The sequence below is a fragment of the Microbacterium sulfonylureivorans genome, from assembly GCF_003999995.1.
In the GTDB taxonomy this organism is placed as follows: Bacteria; Actinomycetota; Actinomycetes; order Actinomycetales; family Microbacteriaceae; genus Microbacterium; species Microbacterium sulfonylureivorans.
This window is the reverse complement of record NZ_RJAD01000003.1, coordinates 175,702-196,445: the sequence shown is the minus strand read 5'-3', so window position 1 is coordinate 196,445 and position 20,744 is coordinate 175,702. Positions and strand designations below refer to the sequence as shown.

At 71.6% G+C, this 20,744-nt stretch carries 15 protein-coding genes and 1 pseudogene; 6 read left to right on the top strand and 10 right to left on the bottom strand.

Annotated elements, in window-relative coordinates:
- Positions 1–8 precede the first annotated feature (8 nt).
- The 6 genes from EER34_RS14415 to EER34_RS14385 all read left to right on the top strand — a co-directional run bounded on the left by EER34_RS14415 (position 9) and on the right by EER34_RS14385 (position 9,533).
- Positions 9–2,690: an FtsX-like permease family protein gene (locus EER34_RS14415; protein WP_127475953.1), complete on the top strand. Its 2,682-nt coding sequence runs from the start codon at positions 9–11 to the stop codon at positions 2,688–2,690.
- A complete protein-coding gene (locus tag EER34_RS14410; RefSeq protein ID WP_127475951.1) occupies positions 2,687–5,410 on the top strand; it encodes an FtsX-like permease family protein in 2,724 nt (907 codons plus the stop codon). The genes EER34_RS14415 and EER34_RS14410 overlap by 4 nt, the downstream gene beginning before the upstream one ends.
- Complete coding sequence (locus EER34_RS14405; protein ID WP_205791654.1) at positions 5,410–6,495, top strand: ABC transporter ATP-binding protein; 1,086 nt, start codon at positions 5,410–5,412, stop codon at positions 6,493–6,495. The genes EER34_RS14410 and EER34_RS14405 overlap by 1 nt, the downstream gene beginning before the upstream one ends.
- Complete coding sequence (locus tag EER34_RS14395) at positions 6,488–7,189, top strand: ABC transporter ATP-binding protein (RefSeq protein WP_127475949.1); 702 nt, start codon at positions 6,488–6,490, stop codon at positions 7,187–7,189. The genes EER34_RS14405 and EER34_RS14395 overlap by 8 nt, the downstream gene beginning before the upstream one ends.
- Positions 7,190–7,257: 68 nt before the next feature.
- Entirely contained in the window at positions 7,258–8,784 is a 1,527-nt protein-coding gene (locus EER34_RS14390) for an ATP-dependent DNA ligase (protein ID WP_127475947.1), read from the top strand.
- 50 nt (positions 8,785–8,834) lie between these two features.
- Entirely contained in the window at positions 8,835–9,533 is a 699-nt protein-coding gene (locus tag EER34_RS14385; RefSeq protein ID WP_127475945.1) for an NAD-dependent deacylase, read from the top strand.
- A 106-nt stretch (positions 9,534–9,639) separates the two neighbouring features.
- On the opposite strand, the gene EER34_RS14380 is transcribed toward EER34_RS14385, so the two are convergent.
- From EER34_RS14380 to EER34_RS17895, 10 genes and pseudogenes are all read right to left on the bottom strand, one after another.
- Positions 9,640–10,905, bottom strand: a complete 1,266-nt coding sequence (locus EER34_RS14380) for a sugar ABC transporter permease (protein WP_127475943.1) — start codon at positions 10,903–10,905, stop codon at positions 9,640–9,642.
- Complete coding sequence (locus tag EER34_RS14375; protein ID WP_127475941.1) at positions 10,902–11,711, bottom strand: ATP-binding cassette domain-containing protein; 810 nt, start codon at positions 11,709–11,711, stop codon at positions 10,902–10,904. Before EER34_RS14375 ends, EER34_RS14380 begins: the two co-directional genes overlap by 4 nt.
- Before the next feature lie 86 nt (positions 11,712–11,797).
- The gene (locus EER34_RS14370) at positions 11,798–12,877 is read right to left on the bottom strand and encodes a substrate-binding domain-containing protein (RefSeq protein WP_127475939.1); all 1,080 of its coding nucleotides are present in this window, start codon (positions 12,875–12,877) and stop codon (positions 11,798–11,800) included.
- A 286-nt stretch (positions 12,878–13,163) separates the two neighbouring features.
- Entirely contained in the window at positions 13,164–14,360 is a 1,197-nt protein-coding gene (locus tag EER34_RS14365) for a sugar ABC transporter permease (protein WP_127476454.1), read from the bottom strand.
- Between the two features lie 50 nt (positions 14,361–14,410).
- Positions 14,411–15,343 carry an ATP-binding cassette domain-containing protein gene (locus EER34_RS14360; RefSeq protein WP_420845982.1) on the bottom strand — a complete coding sequence of 311 codons (933 nt, stop codon included), beginning with the start codon at positions 15,341–15,343 and terminating at the stop codon, positions 14,411–14,413.
- A gap of 38 nt (positions 15,344–15,381) precedes the next feature.
- Positions 15,382–16,473 (bottom strand): sugar ABC transporter substrate-binding protein, encoded by a 1,092-nt coding sequence (locus EER34_RS14355; RefSeq protein ID WP_127475936.1) that lies wholly within the window; start codon positions 16,471–16,473, stop codon positions 15,382–15,384.
- A gap of 9 nt (positions 16,474–16,482) precedes the next feature.
- On the bottom strand, positions 16,483–17,670 hold the full coding sequence (locus EER34_RS14350) for an ROK family transcriptional regulator (protein ID WP_240642392.1): 1,188 nt from the start codon (positions 17,668–17,670) through the stop codon (positions 16,483–16,485).
- 134 nt (positions 17,671–17,804) lie between these two features.
- Positions 17,805–19,175 carry an MFS transporter gene (locus EER34_RS14345; protein ID WP_127475934.1) on the bottom strand — a complete coding sequence of 457 codons (1,371 nt, stop codon included), beginning with the start codon at positions 19,173–19,175 and terminating at the stop codon, positions 17,805–17,807.
- Positions 19,176–19,469: 294 nt separating this feature from the next.
- Positions 19,470–19,748, bottom strand: a complete 279-nt coding sequence (locus EER34_RS17900; RefSeq protein WP_420845981.1) for an OST-HTH/LOTUS domain-containing protein — start codon at positions 19,746–19,748, stop codon at positions 19,470–19,472.
- 422 nt (positions 19,749–20,170) lie between these two features.
- Positions 20,171–20,744 (bottom strand): annotated as a pseudogene (locus tag EER34_RS17895) (NYN domain-containing protein); the annotation flags it as partial.

The window sequence follows — 20,744 nt, the reverse complement described above, 5'->3', positions numbered from 1 at the left end:
GCGGCCGCGTGATCGGAGGATTCCGGTTCGCCCTTGCCCGGGCGCGTGCCGCCGCCGCGCCGCTGGTGACGCTGGCCATCGTGTCGGCGCTCGCCGCTCTTCTCGTGGTGGCCGTGATCTCGCTGATCGGCTCGGTCGAGACGCGCGAGGCCCGGGGCGCGCTCGCCGCGGCCACGGGTGAGCGCTCGCGCGTCGTGCTGACGGTCGAGCAGGGCGCAACGGCGGAGGCCGTCGCGGACGCTGCGGCCGAGGCCCTCGCCGCCGCCGGTTCGGGCGGGGCGCTCCACATCGAGGTCGAAGACGGCGACGTCGTGCTGACCCCGGATCTCGAGGCGATCACCGGCGCGCAGGCTCTGGCACTGGTCGACGGGCTGGCGGATCTCCGCGACGCTGTCGAAGCCGCGATCGGCGACCGCCCGCAGCAGTCGGGCGGACTGCGCGACACCCTCGCCGGCGTCCAGGACGGCATCGACGCGCGGCGTGGGCCGACCACGGTGGCACTCGGCCTCCTCGGCCTCATGACGGCGGTCGTCGTCGGCGCCGTCGCCCTCGAACCGGTGCGCGCGCGCGAGCTCGAGGGCAGGCTGCTCCGCGCGCGCGGCGCCCGCCGCCGCGATCTGGTCTGGCTCGGGGCGCTCGAGGCCGCTGTCGTCGCCGTGGCGGGCGCCCTGATCGGCGCGTTCGCCGGGTCTCTGATCGCGGGTCTCTGGTCCGGCGCCGCCGTGGAGCCTCTGCTGTCGCTCGCGGTCGGCGCGGGCGTCGCGGCCGTCGCGGCGGCAGTCGTCGCCGTCGCCACCGCCCGCGGCGCCGACCGCAGGTCCTCGCGCGCCCGCGCCGTCGCCGACATCGGCCTCGTCATCCTGCTCGCGGTGATCACCGGCCTGGCGGTCTGGCAGTTCGTGCAGGCCGGCACCCCCGTCGTCGAGCGCGGCGACGGGGGCGCCGTGATCGACCCGCTCGTCGCGATCGCCCCCGCCCTCGCGCTCGGGCTGGCGGCGCTGATCGCCGTCGCGCTCGCGACGCCGATCGCGCGCGCCGTCGCGGCGATGCTCGCCCCGACGCGTCGCGTCACTCCGGTCACGCCGCTGCGCCTGGCCTCGCGACGCCCCGCCCGGCACGCGCTGTCCATCACGGTGGTGGCGTTCGCGATCGGGACGCTGACCGTCGCCGGCGCCTATCAGGCGAGCCTGACCGCGTTGGGCGATGCCCCCGAGGCGCTGCGCGTCGGCGCGGACGTCAAGGTGGGCACCATCCCCGACGACGTGGCGGCAGCGGATGTCGCGGCCGCGGGGTCGCCGGACGCGTCGATGCTCGCCCGGCCCATGAGCGCGAACGGCTCGGACCAGCGGATCCCGATCCTGGCGGTCGAGGCCCCGCGGCTCGGCGAGGTGATGCTCGACGCCGGGGGCACTCTCGATCCCGCATCGCTCGGTGGGCTCATCGCCCTCCCGCCGACGGACGCCGCGCTCGCCGGCGAATCGCTGACGCTGACGCTGGTCGCCCCCGAGGCCGAGCCCGTCGAGTTCGACGGCGTGCTCTACGAGCAGGGCTCGCCCGCGTTCGAGGCGCGCGTGACGGTCGTCTCCTCGGACGGCGCGGTCGAGACGTTCTCGTTCACGAACGCCGACGTCTCGTCGATCGAGGACGACGACGGCAACACCTACTCGCAGCTGGATGTGCGCCCCGAAGAGACCGTGACGTTCGAACTTCCGGCAGGCCGGGAGTGGTCGCTCACGGCTCTGGCGCTCGCCTACCACCACGAGGGCTTCGCCCCGGGGGCGGGCGTGTTCACCGACATCACGAGCGGCGGCGAGAGCGTCGACCTGTCGACCTTCCGCCCTGCGCCGGGCACACCGGGGTCGGTGGAGGTCGCGCCGACGGCGATCACTGTCGTCCCGGAATCGCGCGAGGGCCAGCCGTTCACCCGCGCCGTCGCGCCGGGTACCCCGGCCGCGGTGCCCGCGGTGATCACGGCCGCGCTGGCGGAGTCGATGAGCCTCGAGGCGGGCGACACCATCGCGCTGGAGGTGGTCAAGCCCGATTTCGAAGCCGAGTTCGAGATCGTGGGCGTCGTGCCCGTGCTGCCCGGCACCGCGAGCGGCGAGGGGATGCTCGTCGACCTCGGCGCTGTGTCGATGGCGAGCCCGTTCGAGATCGTCCCCACCCAGGCCTGGCTCTCCACCGACGATCCCGGCGCCGTCGCGGAGGCGGTCGCCGAGCAGTTCCCGCAGACCGTCACGATCGTCGCGGATCCGCGGTCGGCGCAGAACGCGGCGGGAACGGCATCCGCCTTCTTCCTCGCCGCCGCCGGCGCCGTGGTGCTCGCCGGGGTCGTGCTCGTTCTCCGCCGCACCCGCAGCCGAGCCGACTCCCGCGAGATCGCGCTCTTCGCGGTCCTCGGTCTCGGGCGCCGGCGCGCAGCGCGACTGCGGGCGCAGGAGGACCTGTTCGCCGTCGCCATGGGAGCGGTCGGCGGGGTGGCCGCCGGAGCGGCGACGGCCTGGCTCATCGTCGCGCCACTCGTCCGCGCGGCCTACGGGAGCGTGCCGGACGCGTATCCGATCGTGCTGCAGGCCGAGCCCGTCCTCCTGGGCGGGATCGTCCTCGTCGTCGTGGCCGTCTTCTGCGCCATCGTGGCGACGGTCCGGGCGCCCGCTCGTCTGGCTCCGCTGATGAGGGAGGACGAGTGACCAGGTCCCCAGGCCTCTCCGCCCTCACCCGGCGCCGGTTCGCGACGCCCCGCAGCGCCGCGATCGTCATCGTCGCACTGATCGCCTTCGCCGCGTTCGTGATCGCCGCAGCTCCGCGCGCACTGGTCGGGGTCGTTCGAGCGGAGGTCGCGCACCAGATCTCCGACATGCCGGCGATCTCGCGCGACCTGTCGGCGAGCCTCATCGGCGTGCCGGCGCTCGGCATCGCGTCCGATCCGCTCGTGACCGAGGGCTGGGACGACGGCGCAGCCGGCGTCTTCGGCGCCGTCGGGCAGTTGATGGCGGACAATCGCGCGTCGCTCGAACCCGCGCTTGCGCCGCTCGTGGCCGACGTCGAGTTCGCCCTCTACGGGCAGCCGACGCTGGTCGTGCCGCAGGAGCTTCCGGCGGATGCTCCGTTCGGGCTCGTCCAGCTGCTCGCCGATCCCCGCCAGCAGCAGAGCCTCGTCCTCGTCGAGGGGGAGTGGGCGGACCCGTGGACGGGTGAGGGACCGCTCGAGGTCGTGCTGAGCGTCGAGGCGGCGCAGACGATGCAGTGGGAGGTCGGCGAGCAGCGAGCGGCCCCGGCCGACCCGGGTGCGCCGGTGTCGAGCGGCTGGGACGCGGAGGCTCCGGTGTTGGAGCTCGTCGGCACCGTCGAGGCGGGCGACCCGGATGCGGATCGCTGGGCGCACCTCCCGACGTCGCTCACGGCGACCGTCTTCGACGACGGCAACCAGCGCCCGCGCGCCACCTCGGTGGCATGGGTGCACCCCGAGACCCGGGCTCAGCTCGGTGAGATCGACGACCCCGAGATGACCCTGTGGTACCCCGTCGACGGCGGCGCCGCGATCGGCCAGGAGCCCGTCGCCCTCCTGTCGGCGCTCCGCGGGGCGACCTCGTCCAGCGTCCCCGTCGACGAGACAGGACAGCTGCGCGTCCGCTTCCAGAGCGAGATCGTCGATGTGCTCGCGACCGCGCTCGCCCGCGCGAACTCGGCCAGCGCGATCCTCGCCGTCGCCGCCGTCGGCCCCCTGGCGGTGAGCGTCGCGCTCGTCGTGCTCGCCGCAGCGCTCATGATCCGCCGCCGCCGCGCGGATCTGTCGCTGATGTCCGCGCGCGGTGCACCGCTCGCTCGCCTGCGTCGACTCCTCCTCGGTGAGGGACTGATCCTCGGCATCCCGGCCGCGATCGCCGCCGCAGTCGTCGCGATCGCCGTCACGCCCAACGACGCCGGGCCGCTGCCCACGGTCCTCGCCGTCGCGGTGGGCGTGGTCCCCGGGCTCGCTCTCGCGTTCACGCTTCGCCCCGCGCTCCTCGAGCGCGGCCGGGCGGACATGGACGCTCCGGTCCGCAGCAGGACGGTCCGGATCGTCGAGGCCGTGGTGCTGCTGCTCGCCGTCGTGGCCGTCGTGCAGCTGTTCGTCCGCGGGATCGGACCGGCCACCGACGGCATCGACCCGCTGGTCGTCGCCGCACCGCTCCTGGCGACCGTGGCGGTCGCGCTCATCGTCGTGCGCCTGCATCCGGTCCCCATCGCCGCCGCACTGCGGGTCGCCCGCCGGGGGCGCGGCGTGGTCGGGCTGGTGGGAGCCGCGCGCAACCTGCGCGACTCCGCGGCCGGCACCACGGCGGTGCTGGCGATGCTGGTCGCCGTCGCGATCGCCGTGTTCTCGTCACTCGTCCTGGCGACCGTCGACCGCGGCGCCGTGGTGGCCGCGCAGCGCGACGTCGGAGGTGACATCCGCCTCGCCGGCCCGTACTTCGACGAGGCCACGATCGAGGCGATGCTCGCCGTCGACGGGGTCGACGAGGCCGTCGGCGTTCTGCGGGGCGACTACGTCACGGTCACGGGGCCTGCCGGTCGTGACAGCGTGCAGGTGACCGTGACCGATGTCGACCGCCTTGCCGCAGTGCAGCGGGGAATGGTCGGCGCGCTGCCCGAGGGGCTCATCACGCCGGGCTCCGACCCGGTGCAGGTCGTCGAGTCCACCGCTCTGGTGGAGGACCTCGGCGAGGGTCAGGCATCCGTCGTCGACGAACCGGTCGACGTCGTCGGCAGCCTCGATCGAGTGCTCGGGATGTCGGGATCCGAGAAGTTCGTGCTGATGGACCAGGCCGACTACGCCGCGCTCACCGGCTTCGGGTTCTTCCCGCGCACGGTGATGATCGACGTCGCCGAGGGAGCAGATGTCGCGGCCGTCGTCGCCGAGCTAGACGGGATCGTCGACGGGGCGCACTCGGTGCGGGTCCTCGAGGAGTCCACCGCCGAGATCCAGGCTTCGCCGGCCGTCTCGGCCCTGCGCTTCGTGCTCTTCGCCGCGCTCGGGGTCGCGGTGGCGCTGTCGGTGGTCGCGCTGCTCCTGGTCGCCGGTGTCTCTCGTGACGCACGGTCGCGGGTCATCGCGCTGCTTCGCAGCATGGGCCTCGACCGCCGGCGCGCGCGCGGCGTCGTGGCGTGGGAGTTCGTGCCGCTCGGGATCACCGCGATCGTCGGCGGTGTCCTCCTGGGGGCGGTGCTGCCGCTGCTCGTGGTGACCTCGATCGACCTGCGCCCCTTCACCGGTGGCGGCGGACAGCCCGGCATCGCCGTCGACCCCGTCCTGAGCGGCGCCCTGATCGCGGTCGTGGTGGTCGCGCTGGCGCTGGCCGTCGTGGGCGGCGTCGTCAGCGCGCGCACGACCTCGATGGCGACCGTGCTCAGAACCGAGGAGGACTGATGACCGAACCCGACATCGTGTGCGAAGGTCTCGTGAGGATCTTCGCCGTCGCCGACATCGAGGTTCAGGCGCTGCAGGGCCTCGACCTCGTGATCGACCGCGGCGAGCTCGTCGCTCTGGTGGGCGCGTCCGGATCGGGCAAGTCGACGCTGCTGTCGATCCTTTCCGCACTGGATTCTCCGACCGCCGGCTCGGCGCGGGTCGCGGGCCGTGACCTGCCGTCGCTGTCGGCGCGCGACCGCGTGACGTACCGCAGGGAGGTGGTCGGCTTCGTGTGGCAGCAGACGGCGCGCAACCTCCTGCCGTATCTGTCGGCGCGCGAGAACGTGCAGCTCGCCCGTGCGATCGGCGGCGACCGCAAGCACCCCGAGAAGACGACCGCGCTGCTCGAGCTGGCAGGCGTCGCCGATGTGGCAGACCGTCGCCCCGCCGAGCTGTCGGGCGGGCAGCAGCAGCGGGTCGCGATCGCGGTCGCTCTGGCCAACGACCCGCGAGTGCTCCTCGCGGACGAGCCGACGGGCGACCTCGACGAGCACGCCTCCGCCGAGGTGCTCGCGACCTTCGAGACGGTCAACCGCGAGCTCGGCACGACGGCGCTGATCGTCACGCACGACCCCGCGGTGTCCGAGCACGTGCAGCGCACCGTGCAGATCCGCGACGGCCGCACGTCGACCGAGGTCCTGCGCTGGACCCACACCGACGACGAGGGCCGCGAGCACGACATGGCCGAGGAGTTCGTCGTGCTCGACAAGGTCGGGCGTCTGCAGCTGCCGACCGAGTACATGCACCAGCTGTCGCTGCGCGAGCGCGTGCGGCTCAAGCTCAACGCCGACCACGTCGGGGTGTGGCCGGGCGACGGACGGCAGGCGCCGCCGGTGGCGTCCGCATCGACGGATGCCTCGGCCGGCGACACCGCGCCGCAGACGCGCCGAAGCCGGCGCGAGGGCGCGCACGACGACGCAGACGCCGACCCCGGCGACCCCGCCCACGGCGCCGGCGGCCCCGGCGATCACGTCCAAGACGCCGGAGACGGCGCCGAGCACGTCCACGACGCCGGAGACCGAAAGGAGGGCGCTCATGAGTGAGCCCGTGCTCGAGGCATCCGATCTGTCGGTCGTGCACCGCACCCCCGCAGGCGAGGTGCATGCCCTGACGGATGCCTCGCTGGAGCTGCATCCGGGAGAGCTGGTCGTGCTCATCGGTCCGTCCGGGGCCGGCAAGACGACGCTGCTCCACGTGCTCGGAGGCATCCAGCCGCCGACGACGGGTCGTGTGCGCGTCGGCGACATCGTGCTGACCGAAGCGCCCGAGCGCGACGTCGATGCCGTCCGCCGCGACGACATCGGCTACATCTTCCAGTCGTTCGGGCTCATCGGCGCGCTGTCGGCCGAGGAGAACGTCGAGCTGCCGATGCGTATCCGCGGCACCGACCCGGCCGAGCGCTCGGCGCGCGTCGCGCACCTGCTGGAGCGCGTCGGGCTGGCCGATCACGCCAAGCAGCGTCCGGGCGAGCTGTCGGGCGGCCAGCAGCAGCGGGTCGGCATCGCCCGGGCTCTCGCCGGCTCGCCGCGCATCGTGCTCGCCGATGAGCCAACCGGCCAGCTGGACTCGCACACGGCGGCCACGATGATCGACCTCATCGCGTCCATCGCGCACGAGGACGGCGTCGCCGTCCTTCTCTCCACCCACGACCCGTCGATCGTGCTGCGCGCCGATCGTGTGCTCGAGCTCCACGACGGAGTCCTCCGGGCGGGGGCGGTGCCCGCTCCCGTGATCTGAGGATCGGGCGCGCGGATCCGAGATCCCGCCGGACGTCCGGTGTCGTGCCCGGGTGGAAGAATGCCCACATGCTGCTCACCGAGGTCGTCGAGGCCACCGAGACGGTCGCGGCCACGTCGTCGCGCCTCGCGAAGGTCGCGGCGATAGCGGCCGTGCTGGGCAGGCTCGACGCCACCGAGATCGGGCCGGCGATCGGCTTACTCACTGCGAGCCCGCGCCAGGGTCGACTCGGCGTCGGGTGGCGCAGCCTCGCATCGCTCGACACCGCACACGCCGCCGCGCCCGCGCTCGCGATCCTCGACGTCGACGAGGCGCTCTCGCGACTGGCCGCGACCGACGGGCAGGGCTCCGTCGCGTCGCGCCGAGCGGAGCTGGTGGCGCTCTCCGAGCGCGCGACCCCGGCCGAGTGGGACTTCCTGACTCGGGTGATGCTCGGCGAGCTGCGCACCGGCGCGCTCGAGGGCGTCCTGCTCGACGCGGTCGCGAAGGCGGGGGAGAGGGATGCCGCGGCCGTCCGCCGCGCCGCGATGCTGTCGGGCGACCTCGGCGCGACGGCGGTGATCGCGCTGACCCGACCCGCCGACGAGCTCGAGGCCGTCGGACTGGTCGTGCGCCGTCCCGTGATGCCGATGCTCGCCTCGACGGCGGGATCGGTGGCCGAGGCGCTGCAGGCGCTCGACGGCGAGGCATCCGTGGAATACAAGCTCGACGGGGCACGCATCCAGGTCCATCGCGACGGCGACGACGTGCGGGTCTTCACGCGCAACCTCGCCGACATCACCCACCGCGTCCCCGAGATCGTCGACGCCGTGCGGGCGCTGCCCGCCGAGCGCATCATGCTCGACGGCGAGACGCTGGCGCTCGACGAGGACGGCGGGCCGCGGCCCTTCCAGGACACGATGGCGCGCTTCGGCTCGGAGAGCGGCGAGTCGGTCGTTCTGCGCCCGTGGTTCTTCGACATCCTCCACCTCGACGGGCGCGATCTGATCGACGAGCCGCTCACGACCCGGCTCGACGTGCTCGAGCGCGTCGCCGGACCCTTCCGCATGCCGGGGATCGTCACCGCAGACCCCGAACGCGCCGAGGAGTTCTCGCGAGAGGCGCTCGCCGCCGGACACGAGGGCGTCATGGTGAAGGGGATCGACTCCGCGTATGCGGCGGGCCGGCGCGGCAAGAGCTGGCTGAAGGTCAAGCCCGTGCTCACGTTCGATCTGGTGGTGCTCGCCGTCGAGTGGGGGTCGGGCAGGCGCACCGGCCAGCTGTCGAACCTGCATCTCGGTGCGCGCGACCCCGACGGCGTGTTCGGCGAGCCGGGCGGGTTCGTCATGGTCGGCAAGACCTTCAAGGGGCTCACCGATGCGCTGCTGCGGTGGCAGACCGACCACTTCCCGACGATCGAGACCCACCGCTCCGCGTACGCCGTGCATGTGCGTCCGGAGACGGTCGTCGAGATCGCGATCGACGGCGTGCAGCGCTCGACGCGGTACCCCGGCGGGGTCGCGCTGAGGTTCGCGCGCGTCAAGGGCTATCGGCCCGACAAGCTGCCGCAGGACGCCGATACGATCGGGGCGCTCCGCGAGCTCCTGCCCGGCTGAGCCGACCTGAGTCCCGCCACCGACGCGCGACGATCGGCGAGAATCATCCCATGCGCATCGTCGTGCTCACCGGTGCCGGGATCTCGGCCGAGAGCGGGGTTCCGACGTTCCGCGACGCCGACGGACTGTGGGAGGGCCATCGCATCGAGGACGTCGCGACGCCCGAGGCGTTCGAGCGCGACCCCGCGACCGTGCAGGCGTTCTACGACGCGCGGCGGCGGGCCGTGGCATCCGTCGCCCCCCATGTCGCGCACCGCGCGCTCGCCCGCCTCGAGGGAGCCCTCGGCGACGAGCTGCTGGTCGTGACGCAGAACGTCGACGACCTCCATGAGCGCGCGGGCAGCCGCAACCTGGTGCACATGCACGGCGAGCTGCGTCGGGCGCTGTGCACGGCGTGCGGAGCGCGGCCGCGGTGGGACGCCGATCTCGCTCCCCGACCACCGTGCCCGGTCTGCGGCGAGCGGATGCTGCGCCCCGACGTGGTCTGGTTCGGCGAGATGCCGTACGAGCTCGACCGGATCGAGCAGGCCGTCGTCGCGTGCGACGTGTTCGTCTCGATCGGCACGTCCGGCGCGGTCTACCCGGCGGCGGGGTACGTCGCCCTCGCCGCCGCATTCGGCGCGCGCACCGTCGAGCTCAACCTCGTACCGAGCGACCCGATGATCCCGTTCGACGACGCACGTGCCGGCAGAGCCGGAGAACTCGTCCCCGTGTGGGTGGACGAGGTGATCGCGGCGCGCTCGTCGTGACGACGCCTCCGACAGGGGGAGCGGGAGGGGCGGCACGGATCGGAAGACGGCGAAAGGCGCCGGGGCGGTCGATGCCGCGCCCGGCGCCTTTCGTTTCGCGAGCCCGCTAGATCCGCACGCCGCCGGAGCGGATGCGGGAGAGGGCGTCGACGGTGGCGGCGAGGATGAGCACGCCACCGGTGACGAGCAGGTTGATGCCGGCGGGCAGGTTGAGCAGGCCGAGGCCGTTCGTGATCACGGCGATCACGAGTGCACCGATAGCGGCGTGCATGAGCCGACCGCGTCCGCCGAAGAGGCTGACGCCTCCGACGACGGCCGCGGCGACACCGCTGAGGACGATGTCGCGGCCGACGGTGGCGTCGACCGATCCGACGCGCGAGACGCTGAGCAGCGCGGAGAAGACCGCGAGGCTGGAGCAGATCACGAACGCCCACCATTTGATCCAGCGGACCTTCACGCCGGAGCGGCGTGCGGCTTCGGCGTTGCCGCCGATCGCGTAGAGGTACCGGCCGAACCGGGTGCGGTCGAGCACGAAGGTGCCGATCCACAGGATGACCAGCACGATCGGCACCACGTTGGGCACGCCCTGCACGGGGATCACGGACTGGCCGCGGTCCTGGTTGAGGATGAACACCACGGCGCCGCCGAGGACGGCGATGACGGCGAGCTTGATGAACACCAGGGAGATCGCCCGGTTCGGGACGCCGGCCCGGGTGCGGCGGGCGCGGTCCCAGAACGCGGTGGCGGCCGACACCGCGAGCATGATGGCGAGCATCAGCCAGCCGCCCCAGACGGGGAGGTTGCCGTTCTGCAGCGCGATCAGCTCGGGGACCTCGACGCGGAACAGGCCGCCGGGGCCGATGACGACGAGGGCGAGACCCTGCAATCCGAGGAACAGACCTAGCGTGACGACGAACGACGGGATGCCGACTCTCGCGACGAAGAAGCCTATGAGCGCGCCGATCAGGAACCCGAAGCCGAATCCGATCGCCAGCGCGAGCGGCCACGGCACGCCCTGCGAGGCCATCACGACGAACAGTGCCATCCCGACGCCGCCGGTGACGCCGGCGGAGAGGTCGATCTCACCGAGCAGCAGCACGAACACGAGCGCCATGCCGAGCACCACGAGCGTCGCGGCCTGGTTGAGGAGGTTCGCGAAGTTGCGCTCGGTGAGGAAGAACGGGCTCAGGATGGAGAACAGGATGCCGAGCACCACGAGTCCGCCGACGGCGGGGAGTGCCCCCATGTCGCCGCTGCGCACGCGCTGCCACCAGGCCTGGATCTGGTCGCCCAGGCCGCCTTCGACTCCGCTGCCGATGAGGTCGCTGGCGAGCGGATCCGGTGCCGCCTCCGTGCGGGTGTTGCTGCTCATTCCGCTCCTCCCTCGGTGCGAAGCGTGGACGTGTCGAGGATGTCGACGCCGGCGGGTGTCTTGGTGCCGGTGATGTATCCCACGACGTCGTCGCGGGTGGTCTCGGCCGTCGGGATCTGCGCCACCATCTGGCCGAGGTAGAGCACCGCGATGTCGTCGGCGACCTGGAACACGTCGGCGAGGTTGTGGCTGATCAGGATGACCGCGACGCCCTGCTCGCTCAGGCGCTCCACGAGGTTGAGGACCTGCTCGGTCTGCGCGACGCCGAGTGCCGCGGTGGGCTCGTCGAGGATGACCACGCGCGCCTTCTTCAGCACGGCGCGGGCGATCGCGACGGTCTGCCGCTGGCCGCCCGACAGGGACGACACCTTCTGACGGACCGACTTGACCGTCCGCACCGAGAGGGAGCGCAGCGTGTCGGAGGCGTCCTTCTCCATCCGGCCCTCGTCGAACGTGCCGGCGGACGTCTCCTCGCGGCCGAGGAACATGTTCTGCACGATGTCGAGGTTGTCGCAGAGCGCGAGGTCCTGGTAGACCACCTCGATGCCCAGGCCCGCGGCATCCCTCGGCGCGTGCAGGTCGCGGTGCTCGCCGTCGATGAGCACTTCGCCCTCGTCATAGGGCTGCACGCCCGCGAGACCCTTGATGAGCGTGGACTTGCCGGCGCCGTTGTCGCCCACCAGGGCGGTCACCTTGCCGGGGTACACCTTGAGGTCGACGCCCTTGAGGACGCTGACCGGACCGAACGACTTCTTGACGCCGACCAACTCGATGATCGGCTCTGTGGCTGTGATCGTCTCTGACATACTCGCTTCCTTGCAGAGTGTCGGTACGAGCGCGCAGAGGGCGCCGCGCCTGATGACGCGACGCCCTCGCGGCTCTGACCGATAACTTACTCGGCCGGGACTCCGAACTCCTCGCACGCGGCCAGGACATCCGGGGTGCAGACGTCGTCGTAGGAGGCGTCGCCGGCGGCGATGACGTCCTTGACCTCGTTCGGGCCGACCAGGATCGGCGTGACCTGGACGTACGGCGTGCCGTCCTCGAGCTCGGCGCCGGCATCGGGCGTCTCACCGTTCAGCAGCGCGACCGCGGTCGCGACGGCGGCCTCGGCCTCGTCGGCGACGGGCTTGTAGACCGTGGCGGTCTGCCAGCCGAGCAGGATGTTCTGCAGGCCCGCGACGTTGGCGTCCTGGCCGGAGACGGCCACGCCTTCGAGGTTGTTGTCCTGCAGGACCTTGATGACGCCGGCCGCGTTCGTGTCGTTCGCGACCCAGACACCGTCGACCTGACCGTTGAGCGAGGTCAGCGCCTGCTCGAAGTTGGTCTGCGACTTCGCCTGGTCCCAGACTCCCGGCGGCTCGGCGGCAGCGGTGATGCCCGCGGCCTCCATGACCTCGACAGCGCCTTCCTTGAACATCGCGGCGTTGCCGTCGGTCGGGTCGCCGCCCATGTACACGACGACGGCCTCGGCCGGGTCGACACCGGCGGTCTCGAGGCCGTTGAGGACCGTCTGGCCCTCCATGCGACCGACCTCGACGTTGTCGAACGACACGTAGTAGTCGGCGCCCGCGAACGGACGGTCGTAGGCGATCACCGGGATGCCCTCGGCCTTGGCCTTGGTGGCCACGCCTTCGGCGGCGCCCTGGTAGTCCACCAGGAGCATGACGCCGCAGCCCTGCGCGAGCTGCTGGTCGCCGATGGTGGCGTACTTCGCGACGTCACCGAGCGCGTTCTGGATGTCGGTCTCGAAGCCGGCCGCCTCCAGACCCTCCTGGAGGTACTTGGCGTCGAAGTTCTCCCAGCGCGGCGAGGATGCCGCGTCGGGAAGGATCACGCAGGCGCGGCCTGCCTCGGCGTCTCCGCCGCCGCTCTCGCTCGGGGTGCCGCCGGTACCGCCGGCACAGCCTGCGAGCATCACCGCAGCCGCACCCGTGAGGGCGGCCACGGCGAGGAGTGAAGACTTCTTCATCATTCGCCTTTCGTCATTGAAGTGCGCGAGCCCCAGGATCGTCCCTGCTGCACTTCGCGCTTGCACCGATCATTTCCGGGATGTGTTCTTGGCGTCAAGTCTTGAACGTAACGCTTTGGCAACGCCGGGGGAGCAGTTCATGCCGAGGCGGATGGTCGCGGCCCGCTCCGAAACTTTCCGTGCACAATGTCCTGGAATCGAGCGATTGGTGCGCAATACGCTCACTCGACCGTTCTTGGACATCGAATCGATACGACGGCGAGTTTGCCCTATGAAGGCACTCCGGTCAGGCGAGTCCGGTCGCCGCGCGCGCACGGCGTGAGATCGAGTCCACGATCACGGCGAGGACGAGCACGACGCCGGTGATCATGAACTGCACCGAGGAGTCGAGATGGAGGAGCGTCAGCCCCGACGAGATGGACTGGATGACGATGACGCCCAGCAGCGCCGAGAACGCCGTGCCGCGCCCGCCGAACAAGCTCGCGCCGCCGATGACGGCCGCGGCGATCGCGTTCAGGTTCGTGTCTCCAGTGCCCGAACTCTGGCTGGCCGACGCGAGGCGCGCGGCCGCGAGGATGCCGCCAACCGCGGCGAGCGTCGAGCACAGCATGAATACCGAGACGTAGATGCGGTCGACGCGGATCCCGGCGCGGCGCGCCGCCTCGACGGACCCGCCGACGGCGTACACGGCCCGCCCCCACCGCGTGCGGGTCAGAACGACGTTCATCGCCACCACGAGCCCGATGAAGAACAGGAACATCACGCCCACGCCGCGCCAGATGTTCAGATACCACGCGGCCAGCAGCAGGAACGCGAGCAGGGCACCCGAGCGGATGCCGATCTCGAGGTAGCTCTGGCTCACGAGGTTCGCCGCCGCGCGGCGCCGCGCGCGTCGCACGAGCACCCACGCGAACGCGCCGACCGACAGGGCGACCACGACGTAGGACGCCCACGCGGGCAGCACCATCTGCTGCGCGAACTGCACGATCCAGGAGTCGAACGGGATGCCGATGGTCCCGGTGTCGCCCAGCACCCACAGCTGCAGGCCGAGGAACCCGAGGAGTCCCGCGAGCGTGATCACGAAGCTGGGCAGGCCGAAGCGCGTGTAGAGATACCCGTACAGCAGGCCGACGAGGCCTCCCGCACCGATCGCCACCGCGAGCGCCGCCACCAGAGGCCACGAGAAGTTCACGAAGGTCACCGCCAGCATGGCGGCCGCGAGCCCTGAGACGGACCCGACGGACAGGTCGATCTCGCCGAGCAGCAGCACGAGCACCACCCCGAGCGCGATCGTGCCGATCGCGGCGCACTGCATAGTCAGGTTCCAGAGATTCTCGCTCGAGAGGAAGACCGGGTTCAGGAACTGGAAGATCAGCCAGATCACGGCGAGCCCCAGGATCACGGGTGCAGCGCCGAGATCGCCGCCGCGGATGCGTGCCAGCAGGCCCGCGAGTGCGGCGCGGATGCCTCCGACGCTCAGCAGACTTGCGTCGGTTGCGTCGTATGTGGCCGGCGTCGGGCGGTCGTCGCCGCTCACTTGCGACCTCGCGGATCGGTGGAGCGGCGCGAGCGTGCCGACGTCATGCGGATTATCTCGGCATCGCCTGAGTCTTGAGCACCCGCGTCGGCCTCTCCCTCGTCGGTGTCGGCCGGCGGTCGCTCCGACGCGTCGATCGTCGCGCGCACGGTCGTCGCCCGTCGCGTCACGGCGTTGTCGGCGGCCCCGGTGATGGCGGCGATGAGGATCTCGCTCGTGACCTCGGCGACGTTGTACACGCCGTTGTTGCGGCCGAGCCGCAGCACCACGACGCGGTCCGCGACGGCCATGACGTCCGCCATGTTGTGGCTGATCAGGACGACCCCGTGGCCGCGCTCGCGGAGTCGCTCGATGAGGTTGAGCACCTCCGCCGTCTGTGCGACGCCGAGCGCGGCGGTCGGTTCGTCGAGGATGACCACGCGCGGATCGCCGATGAGCGACCGCGCGATCGCGACGGTCTGGCGCTGCCCACCCGAGAGCGAGGCGACGGGGATCCGCACCGACGGGATCTTCGCCGACAGCTCGCGCAGCAGGGTCCACGTGCGCTGCTCCATCTCGACCTCGTCGAGCGCGCCGCCCTCGATGAGCTCGCGCCCGAGCCAGAGGTTCGCGACGACGTCGAGGTTGTCGCACAGCGCAAGGTCCTGGAAGATCGTCGCGATGCCCATCTCCTGAGCGTCGGCCGGGCTGTGGATGTCGACCGGCTCGCCGCCCCATTCGATGGTCCCGGCATCCGGGGCGTGCACGCCTGCCAGCACCTTCACGAGCGTCGACTTGCCCGCGCCGTTGTCGCCGACGAGTGCGACCACCTCGCCCTCGTTGACCCAGAAGTCGACGTCGGTGAGGGCCCGGACGGCCCCGAAGTGCTTGCCGATCCCGTGCATGGTCAGCACGCGCTGGCGCGAGCGTCCTGCCCGCGGCTGTGTCATCGACATCCCGTCATGCCCTCCTCGCCAAGGTCAGGACCCTACCTGATGCCCGCCGCTTCGCACGCATCGGCGTACTGCGGCGTGCAGATGTCGGAAACGCTCCAGAACCCGTCGGCCACGACCGTGTCGAGGATCTCGTCGACGGTAACCGCAACGGGGTCGAGCAGGGTGGTGGGAACGCCGTTCGTCTCCATCGGTGCCGTGACCTCCTCGCCGTTCAGGAGCGCGACGGCGACTTCCGCGGCGAGCTCCGCCTGCGGCTTGATCGCCTTGTACACGGTCATGTACTGGTCGCCCGAGACGATCCGCTGCAGCGCCGCGAGCTCGGCATCCTGTCCTGTCACGATCGGGAAGGGATCGACGTTCGCCGCCTTCAGGGCCGACACGGCGCCGCCGGCCGTGGCGTCGTTGGCGGCGTACACGCCCGCGATCTCGTCGTGGTACTGCGCGATCTGTCCGGCGACCCAATCCTGCGCCCTGTCGGGATTCCAGCCGGGGGTGTCGTACTCCGCGAGGACGCGGAGTCCGCTCTCGTCGATGACGCGGTGGGCTCCCTCGCGGAACAGCGCGGCGTTGCTGTCGGTGGGGGAGCCGTTGACCATGAGGATGCCGTCAGCGCCGCCGGCCGCCTCCAGGGCTTCGACGAACGCGGTGGCCTGCAGTTCGCCGACCTTCTCGTTGTCGAAAGAGACGTAGTACGCCAGATCGCCGCCGGCGATGAGCCGGTCGTACGAGATCACCGGAACGCCCTGCGCGTTGGCGGCCGTCACGATGCTGACCGCGGCGTTGGCGTCGACGGGATCGAGCACGAGCACGCCCGCGCCCGCCGCGAGGGCGGACTCGGCCTGCTGCTGCTGCTTCGCGGCGTCCGCGTCGGCGTTCGCGTACAGCACCTCGTAGTCGCCGAGCTCGGCGACGCGCGCCTGAAAGAAGGGACGGTCGAACGTGTCGTAGCGAGCTGTGTTCGCGTCGGGCAGCAGGAGGGCGACCGCGTCGCGGTCGGTGCGGGACGGCTGTGCGGGTCCGGCCGCGCAGGCGACGATCACGGTCGCCAGCACCGCCCCGAGCGCCGCCGCCGCAGCGACGCGCCCGATCGACTTCTCCAGAGCTTCTCGCCCGGATCCCGACATCGCCACGAGCTAGGCCGAGAACGGGAGTGCTTGCGCGTCCACCGTCACGTGGTCGAGGGCGATGGCGATGGCGCCGCGGGTCTCCGCCCACTCGCCGAACGAGGCGCCGACGATCTCGGGGAGCCCGCCGGCCGACGGCAGCGCCGTGCGCTCGAGCGAGTGCCGCATCGGGGCCATGAGGATCTCGCCCGCCTGGGCGAGCTCGCCGCCCATGATGATGAGCTCGGGGTCGAACAGGTTGCACAGGCTCGCCGCCGCGATGCCGATGTGGCGTCCGGCGTCGGCGATCACGCGTCTCGAGCTGCCGTCGCCCGCCTCGGCCGCCTGGAGCAGGTCGCCGAGACGCTGCATGCCCTCGCTCGGCGGGAACAGCGACAGCAGGGCGGGTCCGCCGGCATAGGTCTCGAGGCAGCCGCGGTTGCTGCAGCGGCAGATGGGGCCGTTCTCGTCGATCGTGACGTGCCCGATCTGGCCGGCCTTGCCGTTGACCCCGCGGAAGAGATCGCCGCCGACGATAAGCCCGGCGCTGATGGTGTGGCCGACGCGGATGAAGACCGACGACGATGCCTCGCGCCCGTTGCCCTCGCGCGCCTCGGCGAGCCCGCCGAGGTTCGCCTCGCTGTCGACGAACACCGGCCGTCCGATGCGGGCGGACAGGCTGGCGGCGAGGTCGACGCCCTCCCAGCCGCGCAGCAGGCCCGGCGTCGAGACCATCCCGGTACGGGGATCGATCGGGGCGGGAAGGGCGAGGCCGACGGCGAGGAGGTCGGACAGCGATCCGCCGAGCGACTCCATCATGTCGCCGAGCAGCAGGCTCAGGCGGTCGAGCTCGGCGTCGTGGCGGTGGTCCAGCGCGAGCGGGAGCGAGGACTGGGTGACGATCGCGCGGGCGGTGTCGGCGATCGCGATGTGAAGCTGCCGCGAGCTGAAGTGCACGCCCGCGACGAGCCCGAGCTGGCGTGCCAGCGACACGAGGGTGGCGCGGCGACCGCTGCGCGAGGTGAACGAGGTGTGCAGCAGCCCCGAGGCCGTCAGCTCCTTGACGATGTTCGACACCGTCGCGGGGGAGAGCCCGGTGCTGCCTGCGAGCTCGACCTGGGTCAGCCGGCCGTGGCGCTTGAGCGACTCCACCAGGCGCGCGCGATTGGCCTCGCGGAGCGAGGTCTGGGAACCCGGCGGCGGGTTACGGCGTGCCACAGACGACACTGTACCGGACGCCCGTTTTCCCGGGCTGGGCGTGGGATCGGGGCATCCGTCGCCTTCCTGCCGCCGCGGGGCGGCGGTGAGCGGATGCCCCGCCCCGGCGTGAGGGCGAGGCATCCGCTCGTCGGTCACACCGTGGCGCGATCGGCGTCCTTGTCGGCGGCGAGCCTCTCCTCGTCGACGCGGTCGAGGTCGTGCAGCGACGACCCCTTCGTCTCACGCATCGACACGACCGCCACGAGCGTGACGGCGGCGGCGAGGGCCAGGTAGATCGCGACCGGCTGCCACGTGCCGTACTCGGCGAGGAGGGCGGTCGCGATGATCGGGGCGAGCGAACCCGCGATGATCGAGGTCACCTGGTAGCCGAGGGAGACGCCCGAGTAGCGCATTCGCGTCGGGAACATCTCCGACATGATCGCCGGCTGCGGCGCGTACATGAACGCATGGATGACGAGGCCGAGGCAGATCGCGAGGATGACGACGATCGGGCTGCGGGTGTCGAACATCGGGAACGCGATGAAGCCCCAGGTCGCGGCGAGCACCGTGCCGATGAAGTACACGGGCTTGCGGCCGATGCGGTCCGCGAGCGCGCCGATCGGCGGGATGACCAGCATGTGGACGATGTGCGCGATGACGAGGTAGCCGAGGATCGCGGTCACGTCGAGCTGCAGCGCCGTCCGGAGGTACACGATCGAGAACGTCACGACGAGGTAGTACATGATGTTCTCCGCGAACCGCAGGCCCATCGCGGTGAGGACGCCTCGGGGGTAGCGCTTGATGACCTCGAGCACGCCGTAGCGCAGGTGCTTCTCGGCCTCGACCTGCTTCTGCACCTCGAGGAAGATCGGCGCATCGGTGATCTTCGTGCGGATGTAGTACCCGACGGCGACGATGACGACGGACAGCCAGAACGCGACGCGCCATCCCCAGGAGAGGAAAGCCTCGGGCGAGAGGACGTTGCTGAGCACGAGGAGCACGATCGTCGCGATCAGGTTGCCGAGGGGCACGGCCGCCTGCGGGAACGACGCCCAGAACCCGCGGGTGCGGTCGGGCGAGTGCTCGGACACGAGCAGCACGGCGCCGCCCCACTCGCCGCCGACGGCGAAGCCCTGGGCGAAGCGCAGGAAGAGCAGGAGCCCGACGGCCCAGTAGCCGATCTGGTCGAAGGTGGGGAGGCATCCCATCAGGAAGGTCGCGACGCCGACGAGGATGATCGCGAGCTGCAGCAGCTTCTTGCGGCCGTACTTGTCTCCGAAGTGGCCGAACACGATGCCGCCGAGAGGCCGTGCGATGAATCCGACGGCGTACGTCGTGAGCGCCGCGATGATGGGCGTGTAGGGATCGTCGGACGGCGGGAACATGATCTGGTTGAACACCAGCGTCGCGGCGGTGGCGTAGAGGAAGAACTCGTACCACTCGACGACGGTGCCGGCCATCGACGCGGTGACGACGCGGCGGAGACTGGACTGCTTCTCGGGGGATGCTGTGGCGGAAGCCATGCGCTGATACCTCCTTGTAGAGCGCGGGACACGGCGGTCGGTGCCGTCCGGCCGACGATACATGACGGCAGATTCAGGTTTCAAGGCGGCGCGTGTGAGAATCCCCTCACGTGCCGGCGTCAGCATCGGACTCGGTTCTGGCCGAGCACACACGCGGCGGCGTCGGCCGCGCTCGCGCCGCGGGGAGAGTCCGCCGTCATCGAGAACGACGGACACGCCGCCGACATCGAGCAGCCCAAGGCGTTCAACGCCGGGAGGCTGGAGTTCCTCGCGCGCGTCTAGCTGGAGCGCCGTCTACTCGCGCAGGCGCACCAGGCGCTCGTGGCCCGACTCCTCGAGCTCGGCGATGGATTCGCGCGCCTTCACGAAGTCGTTGAACGAGCGGTAGCCGAGGGCCTTCTCGCTGAACGACGGATCCATGCGCCGCATGTGCGTCTTCACCGCCGAGCTGTGCAGCCACTCCGAATCGTCGTTCTTGTCGTGACCGAGTCGCAGGGCGCGCTCCAGGAGCCGCGTCGCGGTCTCCTGCGGATCCTCGTCGGGCTCTTCGGCAGCCGGCGCCGGGTCCGGCACGGGCGCCTCGGCCTGCGCCTGCAGGCTCTTCGACGAGACCCGGCGGTTCGTGCGCTTCGGGGGCGTCGTGGCGGCGGGGGGCTCGGTGGGAGCGGCCTCGACCGCGGTGACGGAACCGGGCACGGCGCCCTCGGCCGAGCCGGACGCCGCGGATGCCGCGGACTCGGCGGCGGGGGAGGCATCCGCCTTCGCAGCCGCCTTCGTCCCGCCCCGGCGACCCCCCGACGCGGATGCTGCCGCTTCGGCGGCCCCCGCCTCCGCGCCCGCGTCGGCCGGTGCCGCTGCGGCGGCACGTCCCTTCGCCTTCGCGGTGCGCGTCTGCGAAGCGGCCTTGGCCGGAGCCTTCTCGCGACCCTTGTCGGGCGCGGCGTCGGTCGTCGCCTCCGTCGCGTCGGCCGGCCTGGCCGCGCGCGCCGGCACACGCACCACGCGAGGGACGCCGGGCAGCGAGTCGTACGCCTCGAACTCGTCGCACGCGGCGGCGAGGGACTTCGCGGTGGAGCCGGCCACCCCGACGCCGACCACGTAGCGGCCGAGGCGCTTGCACCGCTGCGCGAGCGGGACGTAGTCCGAGTCGCCGGCGACGATCACGACGTGCGTGAGATCGGGGAGGCGGAACATGTCCTCGACGGTGTCGACGGCGAGGCGGATGTCCGCCCCGTTCTTGGCGTACGCCGCGGCGGGGAAGAGCTGAACCAGGTCGACCGCGCGGGCGACGAGCTGCGAGCGGTAGACCGCGTTGACGGGCGACGACCAGTCGGCGTAGGCCCGCGTGAGGACCAGCGTGCCGAAGGACGCGGCGAAGTCGATGATCGCCCCGACGTCGATCGTGGCGGCCGTGAGACGCTCGCCGATCTCGGGGTCCGAGGCATCCGAGATGATCCTCTGCCGGTCGCGGGAGTAGGAGTTCTTCCCGTGGACGCGGTCGTACCAGCTCATGACGATGTTGTCGAAGTCGAGGTACACGGCAACGCGGGGGTTCTGCAGGTCGGGCAT

Coding starts and splice junctions, on each gene's coding strand:
- EER34_RS14380 (WP_127475943.1), bottom strand. CDS start 10,905: ATGAGCAGCAACACCCGCACGGAGGCGGCACCGGATCCGCTCGCCAGC.
- EER34_RS14370 (WP_127475939.1), bottom strand. CDS start 12,877: ATGAAGAAGTCTTCACTCCTCGCCGTGGCCGCCCTCACGGGTGCGGCT.
- EER34_RS14375 (WP_127475941.1), bottom strand. CDS start 11,711: ATGTCAGAGACGATCACAGCCACAGAGCCGATCATCGAGTTGGTCGGC.
- EER34_RS14405 (WP_205791654.1), top strand. CDS start 5,410: ATGACCGAACCCGACATCGTGTGCGAAGGTCTCGTGAGGATCTTCGCC.
- EER34_RS14360 (WP_420845982.1), bottom strand. CDS start 15,343: ATGACACAGCCGCGGGCAGGACGCTCGCGCCAGCGCGTGCTGACCATG.
- EER34_RS14345 (WP_127475934.1), bottom strand. CDS start 19,175: ATGGCTTCCGCCACAGCATCCCCCGAGAAGCAGTCCAGTCTCCGCCGC.
- EER34_RS14355 (WP_127475936.1), bottom strand. CDS start 16,473: ATGTCGGGATCCGGGCGAGAAGCTCTGGAGAAGTCGATCGGGCGCGTC.
- EER34_RS14395 (WP_127475949.1), top strand. CDS start 6,488: ATGAGTGAGCCCGTGCTCGAGGCATCCGATCTGTCGGTCGTGCACCGC.
- EER34_RS14390 (WP_127475947.1), top strand. CDS start 7,258: ATGCTGCTCACCGAGGTCGTCGAGGCCACCGAGACGGTCGCGGCCACG.
- EER34_RS14385 (WP_127475945.1), top strand. CDS start 8,835: ATGCGCATCGTCGTGCTCACCGGTGCCGGGATCTCGGCCGAGAGCGGG.